Annotated in this window: 14 protein-coding genes; all 14 read right to left on the reverse strand. The window is 73.6% G+C overall.

The features are described 5' to 3' along the window. Nucleotides 1–699, reverse strand: coding sequence for a DUF998 domain-containing protein (locus ACWEOZ_RS25805; RefSeq protein ID WP_451913235.1), 699 nt, complete (start codon nucleotides 697–699; stop codon nucleotides 1–3). A gap of 63 nt (nucleotides 700–762) precedes the next feature. After that, on the reverse strand, nucleotides 763–1191 hold the full coding sequence (locus tag ACWEOZ_RS25810) for an SMI1/KNR4 family protein (RefSeq protein ID WP_451913236.1): 429 nt from the start codon (nucleotides 1189–1191) through the stop codon (nucleotides 763–765). Nucleotides 1192–1195: 4 nt separating this feature from the next. Next, nucleotides 1196–2809 (reverse strand): PucR family transcriptional regulator, encoded by a 1614-nt coding sequence (locus tag ACWEOZ_RS25815; protein ID WP_451913237.1) that lies wholly within the window; start codon nucleotides 2807–2809, stop codon nucleotides 1196–1198. 115 nt (nucleotides 2810–2924) lie between these two features. Further along, a complete protein-coding gene (gene menC / locus ACWEOZ_RS25820; RefSeq protein ID WP_451913238.1) occupies nucleotides 2925–4031 on the reverse strand; it encodes an o-succinylbenzoate synthase in 1107 nt (368 codons plus the stop codon). Beyond that, the gene (locus tag ACWEOZ_RS25825; protein ID WP_451913239.1) at nucleotides 4028–4930 is read right to left on the reverse strand and encodes a GNAT family N-acetyltransferase; all 903 of its coding nucleotides are present in this window, start codon (nucleotides 4928–4930) and stop codon (nucleotides 4028–4030) included. The genes menC and ACWEOZ_RS25825 overlap by 4 nt, the downstream gene beginning before the upstream one ends. 5 nt (nucleotides 4931–4935) lie before the next feature. Further along, nucleotides 4936–6030 (reverse strand): M20/M25/M40 family metallo-hydrolase, encoded by a 1095-nt coding sequence (locus tag ACWEOZ_RS25830; RefSeq protein ID WP_451913240.1) that lies wholly within the window; start codon nucleotides 6028–6030, stop codon nucleotides 4936–4938. 1 nt (nucleotide 6031) lies between these two features. Continuing rightward, entirely contained in the window at nucleotides 6032–9331 is a 3300-nt protein-coding gene (locus tag ACWEOZ_RS25835; RefSeq protein ID WP_451913241.1) for a serine hydrolase, read from the reverse strand. Continuing rightward, nucleotides 9328–10077 (reverse strand): ABC transporter ATP-binding protein, encoded by a 750-nt coding sequence (locus ACWEOZ_RS25840; RefSeq protein WP_451913242.1) that lies wholly within the window; start codon nucleotides 10075–10077, stop codon nucleotides 9328–9330. Before ACWEOZ_RS25840 ends, ACWEOZ_RS25835 begins: the two co-directional genes overlap by 4 nt. Beyond that, nucleotides 10074–12020 carry a dipeptide/oligopeptide/nickel ABC transporter permease/ATP-binding protein gene (locus ACWEOZ_RS25845; RefSeq protein WP_451913243.1) on the reverse strand — a complete coding sequence of 649 codons (1947 nt, stop codon included), beginning with the start codon at nucleotides 12018–12020 and terminating at the stop codon, nucleotides 10074–10076. Before ACWEOZ_RS25845 ends, ACWEOZ_RS25840 begins: the two co-directional genes overlap by 4 nt. 1 nt (nucleotide 12021) lies before the next feature. Further along, nucleotides 12022–13065, reverse strand: a complete 1044-nt coding sequence (locus tag ACWEOZ_RS25850; protein WP_451913244.1) for an ABC transporter permease — start codon at nucleotides 13063–13065, stop codon at nucleotides 12022–12024. After that, the gene (locus ACWEOZ_RS25855; RefSeq protein ID WP_451913245.1) at nucleotides 13062–14624 is read right to left on the reverse strand and encodes an ABC transporter substrate-binding protein; all 1563 of its coding nucleotides are present in this window, start codon (nucleotides 14622–14624) and stop codon (nucleotides 13062–13064) included. Before ACWEOZ_RS25855 ends, ACWEOZ_RS25850 begins: the two co-directional genes overlap by 4 nt. A 68-nt stretch (nucleotides 14625–14692) precedes the next feature. Further along, nucleotides 14693–16096 (reverse strand): serine hydrolase domain-containing protein, encoded by a 1404-nt coding sequence (locus tag ACWEOZ_RS25860; protein WP_451913246.1) that lies wholly within the window; start codon nucleotides 16094–16096, stop codon nucleotides 14693–14695. Between the two features lie 129 nt (nucleotides 16097–16225). Further along, entirely contained in the window at nucleotides 16226–17110 is an 885-nt protein-coding gene (locus ACWEOZ_RS25865; protein ID WP_451913247.1) for a hypothetical protein, read from the reverse strand. A gap of 139 nt (nucleotides 17111–17249) precedes the next feature. Next, entirely contained in the window at nucleotides 17250–18488 is a 1239-nt protein-coding gene (locus ACWEOZ_RS25870; RefSeq protein ID WP_451913248.1) for an alpha/beta hydrolase, read from the reverse strand. Nucleotides 18489–18569: the final 81 nt, after the last annotated feature.

Below are 18569 nucleotides of genomic sequence, written 5' to 3' on the forward strand. Positions count from 1 at the left end.
TCATACGGGCGACCAACGAACGTTCGCCCGGCGCTGATCCGCCGCCAGCAGCATGAGCCACAGCCAGCCGACCGACACGCAGAGTCGCTGCCACAGGCCCGCCGCCTGCGCCCATGGTTCGACACCGTCGAAACCCATCGTCGCGAAGGAGAACAGTACGGCGAATGCCACCCCGCTCAGCGCCGAGTACACCGCGAACCACCCCGGTCGACGGCGCGCGAACGTGACGGCGGCGGTCACCATGGCGACGGCCAGCGCAGCGAAGCCGGGCAGCGAAAAGGCCAGGTCGTGCACTTGACCGTGCCAGGTGACCGGACTCGCGGCCGTCGGATAGCCGCCGACGGGGTCGGTGACGACAAGACCCGCGCCGATCAGTCCGATGCCCCACACCGCCACCAGCACCGGCAGAGCCAGCGCGCCGGGACCGGGGCGCAGCGCGCGGCGCAGACCGATCGAGAACAGCACCACCAGCAGTCCGCACACGACGAAGGTGGCGATCTGCTGCCAGCCGTGCGGCCCGAGAGCGAGCGAGCTGACCGGATGACGCAGCTGGGAGTATCCGCGGCCACGGGAAATGCCTTCGGCGAGGTATGCCGCCGTGAAAAGAGGACCAGCGAGCAGGCCGGCCACAAGAAGCCGACTGCGGCGAAAAGGCGGCCGCGCCGGGCTGGCAGCGGCAATGGAAGTCAGCAGCGTCATGCTGTCAACCGTAGTTGACAGCATGGAGGACGTCAACCGTGGTTGACAGGCCTCGTCTGATCCCTAGTCATGCAACATGCCCAGGAAGCCGGCGAAGTTCGGCGCCAGCGGTACCACCCCCCAGTCCACGCTCCAGAAGACGACCGCCGGGTGATCGTTGTCAGCGCGGTAGTCGAAGCAGAAGAAGTCGCCGCCCCCATCGGCGGCGAACGGGATGATTCCGTCGTCCAGCACATCGAGCAGCGGAAACACCGCGGCGACGATGTTGCTGACGAACGGCGAGTCCTCGAAATGGAGGAGATGATCCACCGCGGTGCTGAAGCCGTCAGGCAGGTCGATCCGGGCGGGGACCGGGGCGGCGCCCTGATGGATCTGTGCGACAGCCAAGAATTCCGCAGGCAGGCTGACCTCCAGTTCGTCCTGCGCCTCTCGCACCGCGGTGTCCGACGCCCGCCGGGGGTCATCGATCGCCCCGTCCACCCACGTCACCATCGCTTCACTCCTTCTGTTCGCCGGCTTCGGGTCTGAGCCGCAGCTGCAGCATCGCCGCGAACCGCTCGTCCGGATCGCCCAGGTCGATCCCGCCGACGTCGGCCAGGCGGCGCAGCCGATACCGGAAGGTGTTCGGGTGCACGAACGACGACCGGGCCGCCGCCACGACGTCGCCGTAGTGGTCCAGCCACGCCGTCAGGGTGGCGATCAGGTGGCTGCCGTGCTTGCGGTCGTACTCGATCAGCCGGCGGATCCCGCCGGTCGGCCGGTCGCCCCGCAGAGCGGCCAGATCCCGCAGCTCCAGCAGCAGCGACTCGACGTAGACGTCGTCGATGCCGGCCGTGCGCCGGTCCCCGCGGGCCTGGGCCAGCACCCGCAGGGTGCGGTCGACGCTGGCCCGGGCCTGCACCAGCTCGCTGATGTCCCGGGCGACCGGCCCGATGCCGACCACCGGCCGGTGCCGGTCACCGACCCGGTCGAGGAAGTCGGCCGCCAGGCGCTGCCCGCGGGCGTCGGCCTCGTCGGCCCCGGCAACGGTCGGCAGCAGCCCGTACGCGATCCCGCCGACGAGCGCCGTCGTGCTGCGCGGCTGAACCGCGTGCAGATAGACCGCGAAGGCGTCGCTGAGGCGCTGGCGCTCCTGGATGAAGGCGGGATCGTCGGGACGTTGCTCACCGCTGTGCGACAGCGTGGCGCCGAGCAGCAGCACGGGCTGTCCGGCCAGGCCCAGCCGTTCCATCGCGGCCCGGGCGCCCGCGCCGCCCTCCAGCGCGGAGCTCAGCAGGTCGATCCGCAGCCGGCGCTGGACATCGGTGCCGGCGCGCAGCCGCAGCAGGTGCAGCGCCACGAGTTTGGCGGCGTCGCGGAAGGCCTCGGTGCGTTCCTCGGTGAGCCCGTGCGGGGTCACCGCCCAGATGGAACCGAGCACCTCGTCGCCGGCCCGGACCGCGATCGCCAGCCGGGGCAGCGAGAAGCCGTGCCGGCCGTCGCCGATGGGGTCGATGCGCACCGGCTGGTCGGTGCGCAGCAGGTCGCGGAACACGCCGCGTTCGGTGAGCTCCTGCTCGATGCGTTCGGGCACGTGCCGGCCGAGGATCGTCTCGACCCGCGACGGGTCCGCCTCCTCCTGCCGGCCGGAGAAGGCCAGGATGCGGGAGCTGAGGTCCTCGATGGTGATCGGGGCGTCGATGAGCGCGGCGATCGCGTTGGCCACCGCGAACAGGTCGCCGGAGGGCAGCCCGAGCAGCGATTCCTGCTGGGCCATGCCGACCTCGCCGTCGGCGAGCAGGGAACGCAGCATCGCGGCCAGGTGCACCCACGGGGCTCCGCGGCGCAGCCCGAGCAGGACCACCCCGGCCTGGTCGGCGGCCGCCCGTACCGGCGGCGGGGCCGGGACCGACGAGCGCAGGATCAGCGCGACGGCGTCCTGGGCGCCGATCTCGGCGAGGAGCTCGGTGATCGCGGCCGGGTCGCTGAGGCCGACGCCCAGCACGAGGGCGTGCGGCGGCAGGACCGGGCTGTCCTCCGGATCGTGGATGACCACCGAACCGACCGGCTCGGCGCGTTCCGGGTCGCCGTGCACGAGCTCCAGCAGCATGGAGCCGAGGTCGTCCAGCACGCGGCCGAGGCTCGCTCGGGGACGTGCCGAGGGGGCGGGATTCACGGCGATGGGCACTCCCTGGGCCTGGGCGTCGCTCTCACGATAGGGGCCGCGGGCTACGCACCGGCCCCGTTCACATCGGGACCCACTCGACGCGGGTGGTCACCTCGGCCAGCCGGGCGGTGTCCGGGGTCACGCCCAGCCCGGGACCGGCCGGCACGGGCAGATGGCCCTGGTCGAGCACGAACGGCTCGGTGATGTCGGCCGCGTAGTAGCGGCCGGAGGCCGACGTGTCCCCGGGCAGCGTGAAGCCGGGCAGGGCGGCCAGGGCCACGTTGGCGGCCCGGCCGAGGCCGGTCTCCAGCATGCCGCCGCACCAGACCGGTACGCCGTGCGCGGCACACACGTCGTGGATGCGCCGGGCCTCGAGGTAGCCGCCGACCCGGCCCGGCTTGATGTTGACGATCTGGCAGGCGCCGAGGCGGATCGCGGCCGCGGCGGAGGCGGCAGAGGTGATCGACTCGTCCAGGCAGACCGGGGTACGGATCAGCCGGGCCAGGTCGGCGTGGCCGAGCACGTCCTCCTCGTCCAGCGGCTGCTCGATGAGCACCAGGTCGAACGGGTCGAGGCGGGCCAGGTGCCGGGCGTCGGACAGCGAGTAGGCGGTGTTCGCGTCGGCCTGCAGCAGCACCTGCTCGCCGAAGCGCTCCCGGACCGCGCGGACCGGCTCGACGTCCCAGCCGGGCTCGATCTTGAGTTTGATGCGGACGTACCCCTCGGCCAGGTAGCCGCCGACGGCGTCGAGCAGCGCCGGGATGCTGTCCATGATCCCGACCGAGACGCCGCACGGCACCCGGTCGCGGACAGCGCCCAGCTCCCGGCCGAACGAGCGGCCCTCGGCCCGCAGCTCGGCGTCGAGGACGGCCGTCTCCAGGGCCGCCTTGGCCATCCGATGACCCTTGACCGGGGCCAGCGCCGGGGCGACGGCCAGGGCGTTCGCCGGCGCGGCGGCGGCCAGGGCCGGCACGAGATGGTCGCGGAGCACTCCCGCGGCGGCCTCGGTGTACTCCGAGGAGTAAACCGGCGCGGCCATCGCGACGCACTCGCCCCAGCCTTCGGCGTCCTCGGTGACCGCGCGCACGAGCAGGATCTCGCGGCTGGTCACCGTGCCGAACGAGGTGCGGAACGGTCCGGTCAGCGGCATGGTGAGCCACCGCAGTTCACAGCCGGTCAGTTTCATGAGTCCCTCCGCAGTACGTATCCCCGGGCCCGGTCGAAACCGACGACGGTGGCGCCCTGGGCCAGCAGGCCTGTCATCGCGTCGCGTACCGCACGCCGCCATTGTGCGGCCAGGGCCGGGTCCGAGGCCCGCAGCGCGGTGATGTCCCGCGGGACGGCCACCACGCTGGTCGCGCCGTCGAGGCGGCCGGGCACGGGCGAGCCGTCCGCCGCCGTCCCCACGGCCACGACCGCACCGGCAGCCGGCGCCAGGTCCGGCCGGTGCTCCCCGGGCCGGCCGCACGCCTCGGCGACGGCCGGGTCCCGCAACGACCACCGGACGAGCAGCCGGTCGGAGTCCCCGTCGCCGTTGAGGGTGTCGAGCATGAGCCCGTAGAAGTTCGGCATGTACTCGACCGGGCGGGCGGCCAGCTTCACGACGTTGAAGTAGGCGTTGCGGGCCACGAGGGGGTCGAACGTCCAGGCGACCCGGTCCACGCCGCGGCTCATCGCCCACGCCCGCTGGTGCAGCTTGAGCGCGAAACCGACCGCGCGCCCGGTCATCTCGGGCGACACCCCGGCGATGTGGCTGTGCAGGGCGTCCTCCGACGGGGCGTGGAAGAAGCCGACGCATGCCCCGACCAGCCGCTCGCCGACGAAGGCGCCGCTGACGTAGTTGCCCGCCTTCCCGAACGCCCGCAGCAGTTCGAGGTTCAGCGGCGGGTTGGCGTCACGGCCCCAGATCCGGGCGAGCAGCCGGACCGCCTGGTCGAGGTCGTCGAAGTCGGTCAGGGCGCGCACGTCCACCCGGGCGGCCGCGGCGGCGGCCTGGGCCTGGCCGACGGCCTCGTCGACGGCGGCGTCGAGGTGGTTCGGCTCGGGCCCGGTCTGCAGGCCACCGAGGTTGTCGGGCCTGCTCATCCTGGTCACCGCGCCCCCGTCAGCTCGGTCAGCAGCGCACCGAGCAGCGCCGTACGGGCGGGGAGGAACTCCAGCAGGACGTGTTCGTCGGCGGCGTGGGCCCCGCCGCCGACCGCGCCGAGACCGTCCAGGGTCGGGGTGCCCGTACCGGCGGTCAGGTTGCCGTCGGAGGCGCCGCCGACCGCGGCGGAGGTCAGTTCCGGCAGGCCCAGCGAGCGGGCCAGTGCCGTCGCCCGCGCGAACAGTGCCGCGGACGAGGCGGCTTCCAGCGGCGCGCGGTTCGGACCGCCGGTCACCTCGAGGACGGCGTCGGGCAGGACGGGCGTCAGGGCCGGCATCGCGTCGTCGACCCGGCGCTGCTCGTCCAGGGACCGGATCCGGACGTCCACCGCGACGCGGGCGCCGGCCGGCACGGTGTTGGTCGTCGTGCCCGCGCGGGCCAGGGTCGGTGTCACGGTGGTGCCTGCTTCCGGGTCCGACAGGGCCGCGATGCGCAGCACCTGGTGGGCCAGTTCGACGGTGGCGTTGACGCCCTGCTCCGGGGCCAGACCGGCGTGCGCGGCCCGCCCGGCGACGATCAGCTCGTAGATCGAGACGCCCTTGCGTTCGGTCTTCAGCCCTCCCCCGTCGGCCGCGGCCTCCAGCACGAGTGCAGCGCCGGTGGCCCGCGCCTCGGCCTCGATGAGCGGACGCGAGCTCGGCGAACCGAGCTCCTCGTCGCCGGTCACGAGCAGGGTGATGCCGTCCCGGTCCGGCACGGTGGCGATCGCGTGGAAGGCCATGGCGAGCCCGGTCTTCATGTCCAGGCAGCCGGGTCCGCGCAGCACTCCGGCGCTGATCCCGTACGGGATGGTGGCAAGCGTCCCGATCGGCCAGACGGTGTCGTGGTGGCCGACCACCAGGACCCGCGACGGCCCGGCGCCGAACCGCCAGCGCAGGTGGGTACGCCCGTCGAGCACGATCCGTTCCGGCTGGGCGCCCAGGCGGGCGGCGCCGACCCGGGCGACCACCTCGGCGCAGCGGGCGACGGCGGCGAGGTCGGTCGACGGTGACTCGCACTCGACCAGGGCCCGGGTGTCGGCCAGCAGGGAGTCCAGCATCTCAGTCCACCCGCGGGGTGGCTCGGGCGCCGAAGTGGACGTACTTCTCGCCCGAGTCCAGCTCGTAGAAGGTGACCGGATACCAGCTCGTGCGCTGGGCGGGCGCGGTCAGGAACAGGGCGGGACCGACCGGGACCAGCGGCTGCACCTCGACCGGATCCGGTACGAGCGCGGCCAGCGGCCCGGTGAGCGTCGTGCGCATCCGTGGCCCCTCGTCACCCTCGCCGGCCAGCACCTCGATGCGCACCGAGGCCCGCTCGTACGTGCCGGTGTACGGGGTGATGTCGACCTCGACCGGTTCCTCGGGCGGGGTGATCGAGGCCGGCATGGCCACTCCGGCGAGTTCGGCGAACACCTCGGTGAACAGGTCCTGGTACAGGTCGCGGGCGCTCTCCTTGTTGGTCAGCAGCGTGACCGCCAGCCCCTGCTCGGGCAGCAGGCGCAGGAAGGCGGCCTGGCCGATGGTATTGCCGTCGTGCCCGATGAGCCGGTGGCCGTCCCAGCCGAAGCGGATCCAGCCCAGGCCCCACGAGTCGCCGAGCGAGAGTTTGTCCGGCAGGTCGGCCTGGTGCTCGGCCATGGCCGCCGCCGATTCCGCGGCGAGCAGCTGGTCGCCACCGGCGGTACGGCCGCCGGTCAGGTGCAGCCGGGCGAAGACCAGCACGTCGGCGGCGTTCGCGCTGATCAGGCCGGCCGGACCGACCGAGCGGGGCAGGTGCCAGACGGGCGCGGCGGCGACCTGCCCCTCGTGCTCGACGTGACCGCCGGCCACCGGGTGCAGCAGCACGTCCTCGGGCAGGGTGGCCGTCGCGGTCAGGCCGAGCGGGGTGAACAGCCGCTCCCGCATCACCTGGTCCCAGCTCTGTCCGGTGACCTCCTCCAGAATGCGGCCGAGCACGCTGTAGCCGGCGTTGCAGTAGGACCAGGTGGCGCCGAGCGGGTGGTTCTGGGTCTGGTCGGCCAGCAGCTCCACGTACCGCTGGAGGCAGTCGTCGCCGCGGCCGGTGTCGGTGAAGACGTCACCGTCGATGCCGCTGGTGTGGGTGAGCAGGTGCCGTACGGTCACCCGGGCCGCGACGCCGGGGTCGGCGAGCCGGAAGCCGGGCAGCAGCTCACCCACCGGCGTGTCCAGGCTGAGCCGGCCCTCGTCGGCGAGCTGCATGATCGCGGTGGCGGTCCACACCTTGGTGACCGAACCGATCTGGAACAGGGCGTCGGGCGTCACCGGGTGGCCGCTGCCGGTGTCGAGCACCCCGGCGCAGACCTCGATGTGCTCGTCCGGGGACTGCGGATCGGTGGCCAGCCGCAGGATGCCGAGCTGGGCCCCGGGTACGCCGTGGCGCTCGGCCAGCGCGGCGAGGCGCCGCTGCCAGTGGGCGGCGTCGAGGGCCGGGCGGCCGCCGCGGCGGGTGTGCTGCTCCAGCCAGTCCACGACCCGGCGGTTGTAGTCGAGACGCTGCGACGGCGGCCCGGCCAGGATGAACGCGTGCGAGGCGCCCGGGTAGAGCACCAGCCGGGTCGGCACGCCCTGCTGGCGCAACGCCGTGTGCCATTGCTGGGCCTGCCCGGCCGGGCAGGTGAGGTCGTCGGCGCCGTGCAGCAGCAGGGTGGGGGTGCGCACGTCGGCGACGCGGGACAGCGGCGACATGTCGGCGTACCGCTTCGGGTCCTGCCAGGGCGGGCCGCCCAGCTCGTACGCGCTCAGGAACTGCCCGTCGTCGCAGGTGCCGGCCATGCTCACCAGGTCGGCCACCGTCCCGCCGGCGACCGCGGCCACGAACCGGTCGTCGTGCCCGGTGAGCCAGCAGGTCATGTACCCGCCGTAGCTGTATCCGGTGACGGCCAGCCGCGCCGGGTCGGCGATGCCCTCGGCGACCAGGGCGTCGATCGGCTCCAGCAGATCGGCCGCGTCGGCGACTCCCCACGCGCTGTTGACCCCGTCGTAGAACGCCTCGCCGTAGCCGTCGCTGCCGCGCGGATTGACCAGCAGCACCGCCCAGCCGCGCCGGGCGAGTTCCTGGTGGTACAGGTGGACCTCGTCGGCCGTGCCGTTCCAGGCGTTGTGCGGCCCGCCGTGGATGTCGAGCAGCAGCGGCCGCGGTCCCGGCGCGTCGCCGTCGCGGATCAGCCACGCCTGCACGCTGCGGCCGTCGGAGATGGTGAAGGAGCGCTCCTCGCGAGGGACGAGAGCGACGTCGGCACCGTGCTCGGTCAGCACCCGCTCGCCGCCGCCGGACAGGTCCACCACGGCGATCTCGCCGAACGAGTCCGCTGTGGACAACACGAATGCGGCGAGGTTTCCCCGGACGGAGAGGCCGTCGACGACGCGACCGGCGCCGTCGACCACCGCCCGCGGGTCCGTGCCGTCGGACGCCACCGACCACAGGTGCGTGCAGCCCTGGTCGCGGACGCAGAACAGCACCCGACCGTCGTGTTCCTGGGGCAGGCCACCCGGGTAGGCCAGGCCGCCCGGCATGACGTTGCGGTCGAGGGTGCCCGCGAGGTCGACGGGCTCCGCGCCGTCGAGCGGCACCCGCAGCAGCCGGGCGTGGCCGACCGGGTCGGCCGGCCAGCCGACCACGAGCAGGGCGGTGCCGTCGGCGGTGAAACCGGCGGTGCGGGCGACACCACCGGCCGGTCCGGCCACCCGGGCCGCGGCCTGGCGGTCGTCGACCGCGAGCAGGTGCACGGCCGAGCGGAACCGCAGGTCGCTGTCGTGACCGAGGGCGCGGACGAAGGCCAGATCGGTGCCGTCGGGCGACCACACGGGTACGCCGGCGTCGTGCGGCCCGTCGGTCAGGACGCGGCATTCGAGGGTGTCGAGGTCGACGACGTGCACCTGGCTGCGGGCCGAGCCGATCAGGCCGGCACCGTCGGCCTGATAGTCCAGGCGGTCGGCGACCAGCGGCGCGTGCACCGGGTTCTCCGGCCGCACCACGGCGGTGAAGGCGAGCCGGGCACCGTCGGGACTCCACGCCGGCGGGCCCGACAGCGGCGGCAGGTCGCCGAGCACCCGGGCCTCACCGCCGGCCATCGGCAGTACCGCGAGCCGGCCGGCGCGCAGGAACGCGAGCCGGCTCCCGTCCGGGCTCCAGACCGGGGTGGTGTCGGCCGGGCCGGCGGTCAGGCGGCGGGCCGGGCCACCTCCGGTGGCCACGATCCACAGCTCGGTGACGGTACGGTCGCCCGCCGCGTCCTGGGTCCGCAGCACGTACGCGACGTGCGCGCCGTCCGGGGCGAGGGCCGGCTCGGCGGGCACCGCCAGCGCGAGGAGGTCGTCGATGCGCATCGGTCGGGTCACGGGGTGCTCCTTGCGGTGAGGCGGTGGCCGGGTACGGCGTCGAGCAGCGCCCGGGTGTAGTCGTGGCGGGGGTCGGCCAGCACCCGGCCGGCCGGGCCCTGCTCGACCACCCGGCCGCGGAGCATGATCGCCACGTGGTCCGCGACGTACCGGACGACGGCCAGGTTGTGGGAGATGAACAGGATCGACAGGCCCAGCTCGCGTTGCAGCTCGCGGACCAGGTTGAGGATCGCGCCCTGGATCGACACGTCCAGGGCGGAGGTGATCTCGTCGGCGATGACCACCCGCGGCCGGCCGGCCAGGGCCCGGGCGAGCGCCACGCGCTGGCGCTGCCCGCCGGAGAGCTGTCCCGGGTAGGCGGTCGCCCGGCCGGGGTCCAGGTGCACCAGCTCCAGCAGCCGGGCCACCTCGCCGCGGCGCTCAGGCCGGGACATCCCCGGCGGGATCGCCTCGGTGATCGTCTCGCCGATGGTCATCCGCGGATCCAGCGACGAGTACGGGTCCTGGAACACCATCTGCAGCGGGCGGTGCCGGCCGTGGGCCCGGATCGGCTCGCCGTCCAGCAGGATCCGCCCGCCGGCCGGGGCGACCAGGCCGACCGCGGCGCGGGCCAGGGTGGACTTGCCCGAGCCGGACTCACCGACCAGGCCCAGGACCCCGCCCGCGGGCACGCTCAGGGTGACGCTGTCGACCGCCGTCAGCCGCCCGTAGCGGACGGTCACGTCCTCGAAGGTCAGTTCGCTCATGACGTCTCCACCACCGAGGCCGGCCGGACGGTTTCCGCGTGGACGGGTTCGGGGCGGGCGTGCCAGCACGCCACCCGGTGGCCCGACGGGTGCTGGGCCAGCGGCGGATCCTCGGTCCGGCACCGCTGCGAGGCCAGCGGGCACCGGGCGGCGTACGCGCAGCCCCGGGGCACGTCGGCCGGGTCCACGGGACGTCCCGGGATCACCGGCAGCGGCCGGTCCAGCGGCGAGTCCATCCGCGGCACGGCGGCGGTCAGGGCCCGGGTGTACGGGTGCAGCGCGCCGGTGGTCAGCCGGTCCGTGGGCAGGTCCTCGACGATGCGGCCGGCGTACATGACCAGGACCCGGTCGCAGACCTCGCTGACCACGGCGACGTCGTGGCTGATGAGCAGCAGAGCGACGTCGTCCGAGCGGCGGATCGCGGTGAGCAGGTCGAGCACCTGCCGCTGGACCGTGACGTCCAGGGCCGTGGTGGGCTCGTCGGCCACGATGAGCGCCGGGGAGCCCATGAGCCCCATGCCGATCATCGCCCGTTGCCGCATGCCGCCGGAGAACTCGTGCGGATACTGCCGGGCCCGGCGGGCCGGGTCGGTGATGCGCACGGCCCGGAGCCGGTCGACCGCGCGGGTGAACGCCGCGCGGCGGCCGAGGCCGTGGTGGTGCCGCGAGGTCTCGGCGAGCTGGCGGCCGATCCGCTGGGTCGGGTTGAAGGAGCTGGCCGGGTCCTGGAAGACCATCGCGAGCGAGCTGCCGAGCAGGCGGCGCTGGACCGCGGAGTCGGGCTCGCGCAGGTCGGCGCCGAGCAGGTGCAGGCGGTCGGCGTCGACCCGGCCGGCCGCGTCGATCAGCCGGGACACGGCCAGCGCGGTGAGCGACTTGCCGGAGCCAGACTCGCCGACGACGGCGACCGCCTCGCCCCGGCGGATGGAGAACGTCACGCCGCGCACCGGCCGGATCGGTCCCCCGGCAGCGGGGAAGCTGACGGTGAGATCCCGGACGTCGAGGACCACGTCGGACGCCGTGCTGTTGTCCGTGCTCCCGGGTGCCGGTGGCACCGTGCTCGCGGGTGCGGCCGGGGAGGGGTGCGCCGAGGCGGGCAGGCCGACCAGGGCGTCCATCCCGAAGCCCTTGGCCACGGACTCACCGAGCAGGTTGAGGGCCAGGCCGGCGACGAGGACGGCCAGCGCCGGGGCGATCGCGGCGGCCGGGTTGAGGTAGAGCACGCCGATGCCGTCGTACAGCAGCCGTCCCCAGTCGTAGGCGGGAGCCTGCACGCCGAGGCCGAGGAACGACAGGCCGGCGAACGCGAGCAGCGCTCCCCCGGCGCCCATGGTGGCGTTGACCACCAGCGGCTCGGCGATGTTGGGCAGCAGGTGCCGGATCAGGATGCGGAAGCGTCCCACGCCGGCGATCCGCGCGGCGGCGACGAAGTCCCGCGCCGCGACCCCGGCCAGCAGGGTCTGCACGAGCCGGGCGAACGTCGGCGCCCCGGCCAGCCCGATGGCCAGCACCGCCCCGGTCGCGCCGACGCCGAAGACGACCGCGAAGAACAGCGCGAGCAGCAGGCCCGGGAAGGCGATGGCGATCTGCACGGCTCCGGTCACCAGCCGGCCCAGACGCCGCCCGAGCAGCCACGGCGCGGTGCCCAGCAGGAGCCCGGCCAGTACGCCGATGGCCGTGGCGGCCAGCGCGAGGCCGACCGACAGCCGGGTCGCCTCCAGCACCCGGAACGCGATGTCCCGGCCCAGGTTGTCGGTGCCGGCCCAGTGCCGCCCGGACGGTCCGGCCAGGATGTTCGCGGTGTCCACGGCGTCCGCGCGGGCGTCCCACGGCGCCGGTCCGATGAGGGCCAGGACCAGGACCACGAGGACCAGTGCGGCCGCGGCCCGGCCCATGGGCGTGCGCAGCACGCGGAGCCAGCGATGGGCGGTACGGCGGTCCACCTCAGTCCTCCCGGATCGTCGACCGTGGGTCGAGCAGCGCGAGCGCGACGTCGACGGCGGTGTTGATCAGCAGCACGCCCAGGCCGTAGACCAGCACGATGGCCTGGACCAGCGGGTAGTCCTTGCTGAGGATGGAACGCACGATCGTGGTGCCCAGACCGGGCCAGGCGAACACGTTCTCGACCAGGACGGTGCCAGCGACCATCGCGCCGAGGATCAGGCCGCCCAGGGTCAGCGAGGCCGTGGCGGCGTTCGGTAGGGCGTGGCCCAGATACAGCGAGCGGGCCGGCAGGCGCTTGGCCCGCGCCGTACGCAGGTAGTCGGCGTCCAGGACGGCGACCATCTCCACCCGCAGGATGCGGGCGATGATCGCGGCCGGGCCCACGGCCAGCGACAGCACCGGCAGCACGTACCCGGCTGGGGTGGTGTTGCCGGCCACCGGCAGCCATTGCAGCGTGACGCCCAGCAGGTAGACCAGGCCGACGCCGAGCAGGAAGTCCGGGACGGTGCCGAGCACGATGGTGCCGGAGGTGAAGGCGGCCTCCGTCCTGCGGCCGTGCCCGCGCCGGGTGAGCACGCCGATGACCACGCCCACCGGGACGGCGATCACCACGGCGGCCAGGAACGCCAGTGCGGCCAGGGCCAGCGTCGCGGGCAGGCGCTGACCGACGACGTCGCTGACCGGGAGCCGGGTGAGGATCGAGGTCCCCAGGTCGCCGCCGAACAGTCCCTTCACGTAGGTGAGGTACTGGGTGAGCAGCGGGTCGTCCAGGCCGAGGGCGGCCCGGCGCTCGGCCACCAGGGCCGCCGGGGCGGTGGGCCCGAGGGCCGCCCGGACCGGGTCGCCGGGGACCAGGTGGATCATCAGGAACGACGCGGTGACCAGGACCCAGAGCGAGACCAGCAGGCGGCCGGCGCGCCGCAGCGCGAACCGGGACCACGGGTGGCCGGCGATCCGCCGGAGCCGGGACGCGCCGGTCGCCTGCTCCTGCTCCTGTTCCGCGGCGGCCCCGATCTGCGGCGCGGGCGCCGGCGCCGCCGTCATCGGTCGAGCATCCGGATGCTCGTCGGGATGAGCTGGCCGGGGGTCTCGAAGCGGGCCTTGGCGCCGTACGTGGCGATCTGCTGGTTGGCGAACGGCACCACGTCGGCCGCCTTGACCAGGGCGGTCTCCGCCTCCAGCCAGGCGGGGCAACCCGTGGCGCCGTCCATCGCGTTGGCCCGCTTCACCGCGGCCTCGTACGCGCTGTTGCGGATGCCGGCGAAGTTGGTGCCGTCGGGGACGCCGGGGCCGGACAGGAAGGGCACGATCTGGTCCGGGCTGTTGACGTTCACCTGGGCCCAGGCGATGTCCCAGTCGCCGGTGCCGAACAGGGTCTGGTTGAGGGCCTCGCCGCTCTGCGGCTTGGGTGTCACCGTGATCCCGGCGGCCTTCCACTGCTGCACCGCGAGTTCGGCGGTGGCCGTGGCGGCGCTGCCCCCGGCACTCGAGTACGCGAAGGTCAGCGTCTTCCCGGCGATCTTCTTCAGCGCTTCGGTGGCCGCGGCCGGGTCGTGGGCGGGCAGCGCGGAGCCGAGCGTCCCGCCGGGGCAGGCGAGCGGCTCGATCGCGGCGAGCGTGGTGGGCGGCGTGGCCTGGCCGGCGCCGAGCACGGTCCGCAGCTGGCCCAGGTCGAGCGCCTGGGTCAGGGCGAGCCGGACGGCGGGGTCACTCGTGGCCCGGCCCTGGGCCTGGTTGTACCACTGCTCACCGAGCACCGCGGCGGTGCGGGCCGCGAACAGACCGGCCTTGTCGAGGCGCTGCGCGTCCGGGCCGGTGACCTGGGCGGCGTTGAGCTCGCGGGACAACAGCAGGTTCGCGGCGGTGGCCGGGTTCTCGACGACCCGGACGGTGATGGTGTCGGGCATGCCGGGCGTCGCGGTGGACGCGCCGTTGGGCCCCCAGGTGTAGCCCTCGCGGATCGCGTACGTGTAGTGGTCGCCGGGCACAGCCTCGGTCAGCTTGTACGGCCCGGTGCCCGCGGTGGCCTTGGCCAGGCTCGCGCGGTTGCTCATCCCGCCGGAGCACACGATGGGCAGGCTGGCCAGCCCGTTGAGCACGAACGGAGCCGGCGCGGCCAGCGTCAGCGTCACCTCGCCGGTGGCGTCGTCGGCGGTGGCGCGGGCCCCGGCCGGCAGGAACGTGCCGAGGAACGGGCTCTTGTTCTTCGGGTCGCCGACGTAGCTCAGATTGTCGGCGACCGTCCTCGCGGTGAGCGCCGTACCATCCGCGCACGTCACGCCCTTGCGCAGGGTGAGCTTCACGGTGGTGCCGGCGGCCGACCACTTGTCGGCCAGCTGCGAGCGGATCTGGCCGCCGGCCGGGTCGACGCCGACCAGCGTGTCGTAGGCGAGCTGGCTGATGGTGAACAGCGCACTGCCCGCCGAGGACTGCGGGTCGAGATTGCCCGGGTCCGCGTTCAGGGCCATGGTGAACGTACCGCCGTCCACGACCTGGCCCTGGGCCGGCGAGCCGGAGCCCGACCCGCCGCCGCATCCGGCCAGGGCCAGCGCCGCGCAGAGCGCCGCGCTGCCGGCGATCCTCGACGTGGTGGTCAGCTTCATGAGGGTCCTCTTCCGGCCTGCCGGCTCCGGTTCGACGGGGTGGGGGTGGTCGGTGGTCGGCCGGCCGGTCAGACCGGCGCGGCCGTGGAGCCGGCCCGGCGCACGGCCCGGCCGACGTGCAGGAACCGGGCGTGCCCGGCGCCGTCGTCGCCGACGAACGCGTGCGGCACGTACATGCCCTGCTCGGGTTCGACCGGGATGAGGAAGTCCTCGCGGTAGTGCACGAGCTCCTTGCGGACCGCGTGCCCGACCAGCTCGGCCAGCTCGCCCTTGGGGGTCTGCTCGAGCCAGATCCGGCCGTCCGGGTCCTGGCTCAGCGTCAGGTCGGCCACCCGCGACGAGTACGTCCCGACGAAGCGGCCCGCGTCGACGCGCTCGGGCTCGGCCGGCGGGCGGGGCATCTCGGGCAGCGGGATGCGGCCGAGCTCGCTCAGCACGAGACCGAAGACGTCCCGGTACAGCGACATCGCGTCGCCGCCGTTGGTCAGCAGCGTCACGGCCAGTCCGTCCTCGACGACCATGCGCAGGAAGGCCGACTGCCCGATGGTGTTGCCGTCGTGCCCGGTGAGCGTCCCGGCCGGGGTGTCGAACCGTTCGAAGCCCAGCCCCCACGAGGTGCCCATCACCCCGATGTCGGGCAGCTCCACCTCGCGCTCCCGCATCCGGGCGGCGGTGCCCGGGGCGAGCACCTGCGTACCGTCGGCGGCGCGGCCGTCCTCGAGGTGCATCCGGGCGAAGGCCAGCAGGTCGCGGGGGCGCATCGCGAGCATCGCCCCGGCCGGCGCGTTCGAGCGGGCGAGCGCCCAGACCGGCGCCGGCTGGTAACCCGCGCCCGGCTCGAGCTCCAGGTGGCCGACCGCGACCCGGTGCAGGATCGCCTCGTACGGCCCGGGCGCGGCGTGGGTCAGGCCCAGTGGCGCGATCAGGTGCCGGCGCAGGCACTCGTCGTACGGCAGCTCGCGGACGACCTCGACGAGGCGCCCGAGCACGCAGTAGCCGGCGTTGTTGTACGAGAACTGCTCCCCGGGCGCGAACAGCTGCGGCAGGTCGTGCAGGGTCTCGACGAACTTGGCCACGCAGTCGTCGCCCGGCCCGGTGTCGGTGAAGATGTCACCCTCGAAGCCGGCCGTGTGGTTGAGCAGCTGCCGGGTCGTGATGACCGCGGCGGCCGCCTCGTCGCCGAGCCGGAACTGCGGCAGGTACGTGCGCACCGGCGCGTCGAGGTCGACCTTGCCCTCGTCGGCCAGTTGTAGGACCAGGGTGGCGGTCCAGAGCTTGGTGATCGAGCCGATCTGGAACAGTGAGTCCGGCGTCGCCTCGATCCCGGTCGCGGTGCTGAGCAGCCCGGCGGCCCCGTCGACGATCTGCCCGTCGTGCAGGATGCCCCACGCCGCGGCCGGCACCTGGTGCCGGCGGAGCAGGCCGGGCAGGCGGGCCGCCACGATGTCCCGGACCTCTGTGATCGTCGTCATAGCGGGATCGTAGGAGCGCGGACCCGCATCGGTGTTCGTCGATCAGGACGAAAAAGCGCCGCTGTCTTGGTCCGCTCGCACAATCGCGCTGCGGGACCGAGGCCGGCCCCGCAGCGCGATCGCGGGCGGTCAGACCGCCCAGCAGATGTCGTACGCGGACAGGTACCAGCTGACGCCCCCGCCGGGGTTGAGGCCCTCGACCGCCTCGGCCGTTGCCGTGTCCTGGACCAGGTTGCTGCTCACCTGATTGACGAACACGTACCCGCTGATGGTGGCTCCGGCGGTCGCCGTGGCCGACCCGCCCACGCCGGTCGTCACCGTGCCGGCCGGGCAGGCGCCGGACTGCTGGCTCTTCGCGTTGACCGGGTCGGCCCCGCCCGCGGTCGACTGCGCCACGCGGACCGGCGCGGCGCCCGGCGGGGTGCCGCAGATGGCGTACGCGACGAGCTCCCAGGCGCCGGCGAAGCCGAACGCGGCGTCGGCGGTGACGGTGTTGCTGGTCAGGGCGAAGTCGGGCAGGATCGAGCGGTAGAACGCCTGCCCGTTCGCGCCGATGATCTCGGCCCCGGTGCCGAGCAGCCGGGTTCCGCCCTGGCAGGTCGCCACGACGGCCTTGGTGGTGTCGGCGTTCAAGCCGGTGCTCTGCACCTCGCGGTAGTAGCCGGCGGGCGGCGCACCCGGACGGCAGATCGCCTGGGCCACGGTGGAGTATCCGGGCGCTCCCCCGGGATTCGTGTGACCCCACACCGTCACGGATTTCGTGGCCAGGTCGGGGATGACGTCGGTGAGGGTCACGTTCCGGCCGGCGCCGACGATTCCTCCCGCCCCACCGGTGAGGTACTGCCCGGCCGGACAGGTGGCGGTGGCGCTCTGCGCCACGACGCCGGCGGGCGCGGCCACCGCTACGTCGACCACCGCGGCCTGCGCCGGTGCGGCGGTGACGACGACGGCGGCGATGCCGGCCAGGGTGGTGCCGGCGAGGAAAGCCGTCCGGGCCGATCGTGTGCTGCTCATGGGTGCTCCTCAGGTGTGGGACGGGACCTGCTGAGCGTCGGCGACCGGCGTTGGGCGTTCGTTGGGCGATCGTTGAACCTCGTGCGGACGCGCCGGGGGCGGCTCACCGGACCGGTGGCCGCCCTCGGGGTCGCGCGGGTCAGCGGTGGGACTTGAGCCAGCCGCGGATCTCGGTGATGACCTGCTGGTCGGGCTCACCGAACGCGGGGAAGAACTTCGGGGTGATGTTCATGGTGTGGGCCATGCCCGGGTAGATGACGATCTTGTGGTCCGGGTTGCCGGCCGCGGCGACCGCGGCGTCGGCGACCAGGGCGGCCCGGGCCGGGGTCTGGATGTCGTTCGCGCCGTTGAGCATCAGGGTCGGCCCGGAGAACTTGGGCAGGGCCTGACCGACGGTCGGGAAGCGGGCGATGTCGTTGAGGTAGTCGACCACCGGCTGGTCCAGACCGGGGACGTTCGGGTAGGCGTCGATGCCGGTGATCTTGCGCAGCACCGGGCCGGCCTCGGCGTCGATGGCCACCTGACCGTCGTGGTCGGTGTCCGTGGCGGCCGCGACCTTGTCCCCGTCGAGCAGGACCGAGCGGAACTGGTCGGCGGCCTCCTTCGGCTGCCCGGTCAGGCCGTTGGCGGCCTCGGTGGCCGTCAGCCGGCCGTCGGCGTCCACATCGAACTCGTCGTGCAGCTGCAGCAGCAGTCGGCCGTAGATCTGCAGGGTCAGCAGCTGCTTGATGTCGAGGCCGACGACGCCCATCTCGATCACGCCGGCCGGCTTCGGGATGCCGAACTTCTTCGGCTCGGCGGCGAGGTTGGCCGCCACGTTGGTGCCCTCGCTGTGCCCGAGCAGGAAGATCCGCGACGGGTCGATCCGCGGCGACCGGGCGGCGAAGCGGATCACCGCGGCCGCGTCCTGCTGGATCCGGTCGTACGGGTTCTTCGGGTTCAGCTGGGCCGGGTCGGTGCTCTCCACCGGGCCGATGTCCGTCACGCCCCGCTTGTTGAAACGCAGCGTCGCGAAGCCCTCGCGGCTGGCCCCCTGGGCGATCGGGACGAAGGTCGAGCCCTTACCCTCCGGCAGCGTCTGGTTCATGTCGTTGTGCCCGCTGCCGTGCAGCAGCACGACCACCGGCAGCCGGCCCTTGGCATTGCTCGGGTAGGTGAGCTCACCCTTGGTGACCCAGCCCTGACCGAAATCGATCTGTACGGCCTCCCGGGTGACACCGTGCCACCCGGACTGCTTCGTGGCCGCGCCGGCTTGCCGGGTATCACCGGTCACCGCGCTCGGTGTCACTGCGGCGTTGGCGACTCCCACTCCCCCGGCGAGCACCGCGGCGGTACCGAGAGCGACCGTCAGGTTCCGGAACTTCTTCGTCGTTGTCATGTCAACAACGCTATTTTTCGGGGCCGCCGCCAACGATCCCGACAGCTACCCAGCAGTGGTACCGCTAGCGCTACCGATCAT

Source organism: Actinoplanes sp. NPDC004185, from assembly GCF_053603475.1.

Bases quoted from the DNA above. Each gene is read 5' to 3' on its own strand.
- ACWEOZ_RS25805 (WP_451913235.1), bottom strand. From the start codon at position 699: ATGACGCTGCTGACTTCCATTGCCGCTGCCAGCCCGGCGCGGCCGCCT.
- ACWEOZ_RS25810 (WP_451913236.1), bottom strand. From the start codon at position 1,191: ATGGTGACGTGGGTGGACGGGGCGATCGATGACCCCCGGCGGGCGTCG.
- menC (WP_451913238.1), bottom strand. From the start codon at position 4,031: ATGAAACTGACCGGCTGTGAACTGCGGTGGCTCACCATGCCGCTGACC.
- ACWEOZ_RS25825 (WP_451913239.1), bottom strand. From the start codon at position 4,930: ATGAGCAGGCCCGACAACCTCGGTGGCCTGCAGACCGGGCCCGAGCCG.
- ACWEOZ_RS25830 (WP_451913240.1), bottom strand. From the start codon at position 6,030: ATGCTGGACTCCCTGCTGGCCGACACCCGGGCCCTGGTCGAGTGCGAG.
- ACWEOZ_RS25840 (WP_451913242.1), bottom strand. From the start codon at position 10,077: ATGAGCGAACTGACCTTCGAGGACGTGACCGTCCGCTACGGGCGGCTG.
- ACWEOZ_RS25850 (WP_451913244.1), bottom strand. From the start codon at position 13,065: ATGACGGCGGCGCCGGCGCCCGCGCCGCAGATCGGGGCCGCCGCGGAA.
- ACWEOZ_RS25855 (WP_451913245.1), bottom strand. From the start codon at position 14,624: ATGAAGCTGACCACCACGTCGAGGATCGCCGGCAGCGCGGCGCTCTGC.
- ACWEOZ_RS25860 (WP_451913246.1), bottom strand. From the start codon at position 16,096: ATGACGACGATCACAGAGGTCCGGGACATCGTGGCGGCCCGCCTGCCC.
- ACWEOZ_RS25865 (WP_451913247.1), bottom strand. From the start codon at position 17,110: ATGAGCAGCACACGATCGGCCCGGACGGCTTTCCTCGCCGGCACCACC.
- ACWEOZ_RS25870 (WP_451913248.1), bottom strand. From the start codon at position 18,488: ATGACAACGACGAAGAAGTTCCGGAACCTGACGGTCGCTCTCGGTACC.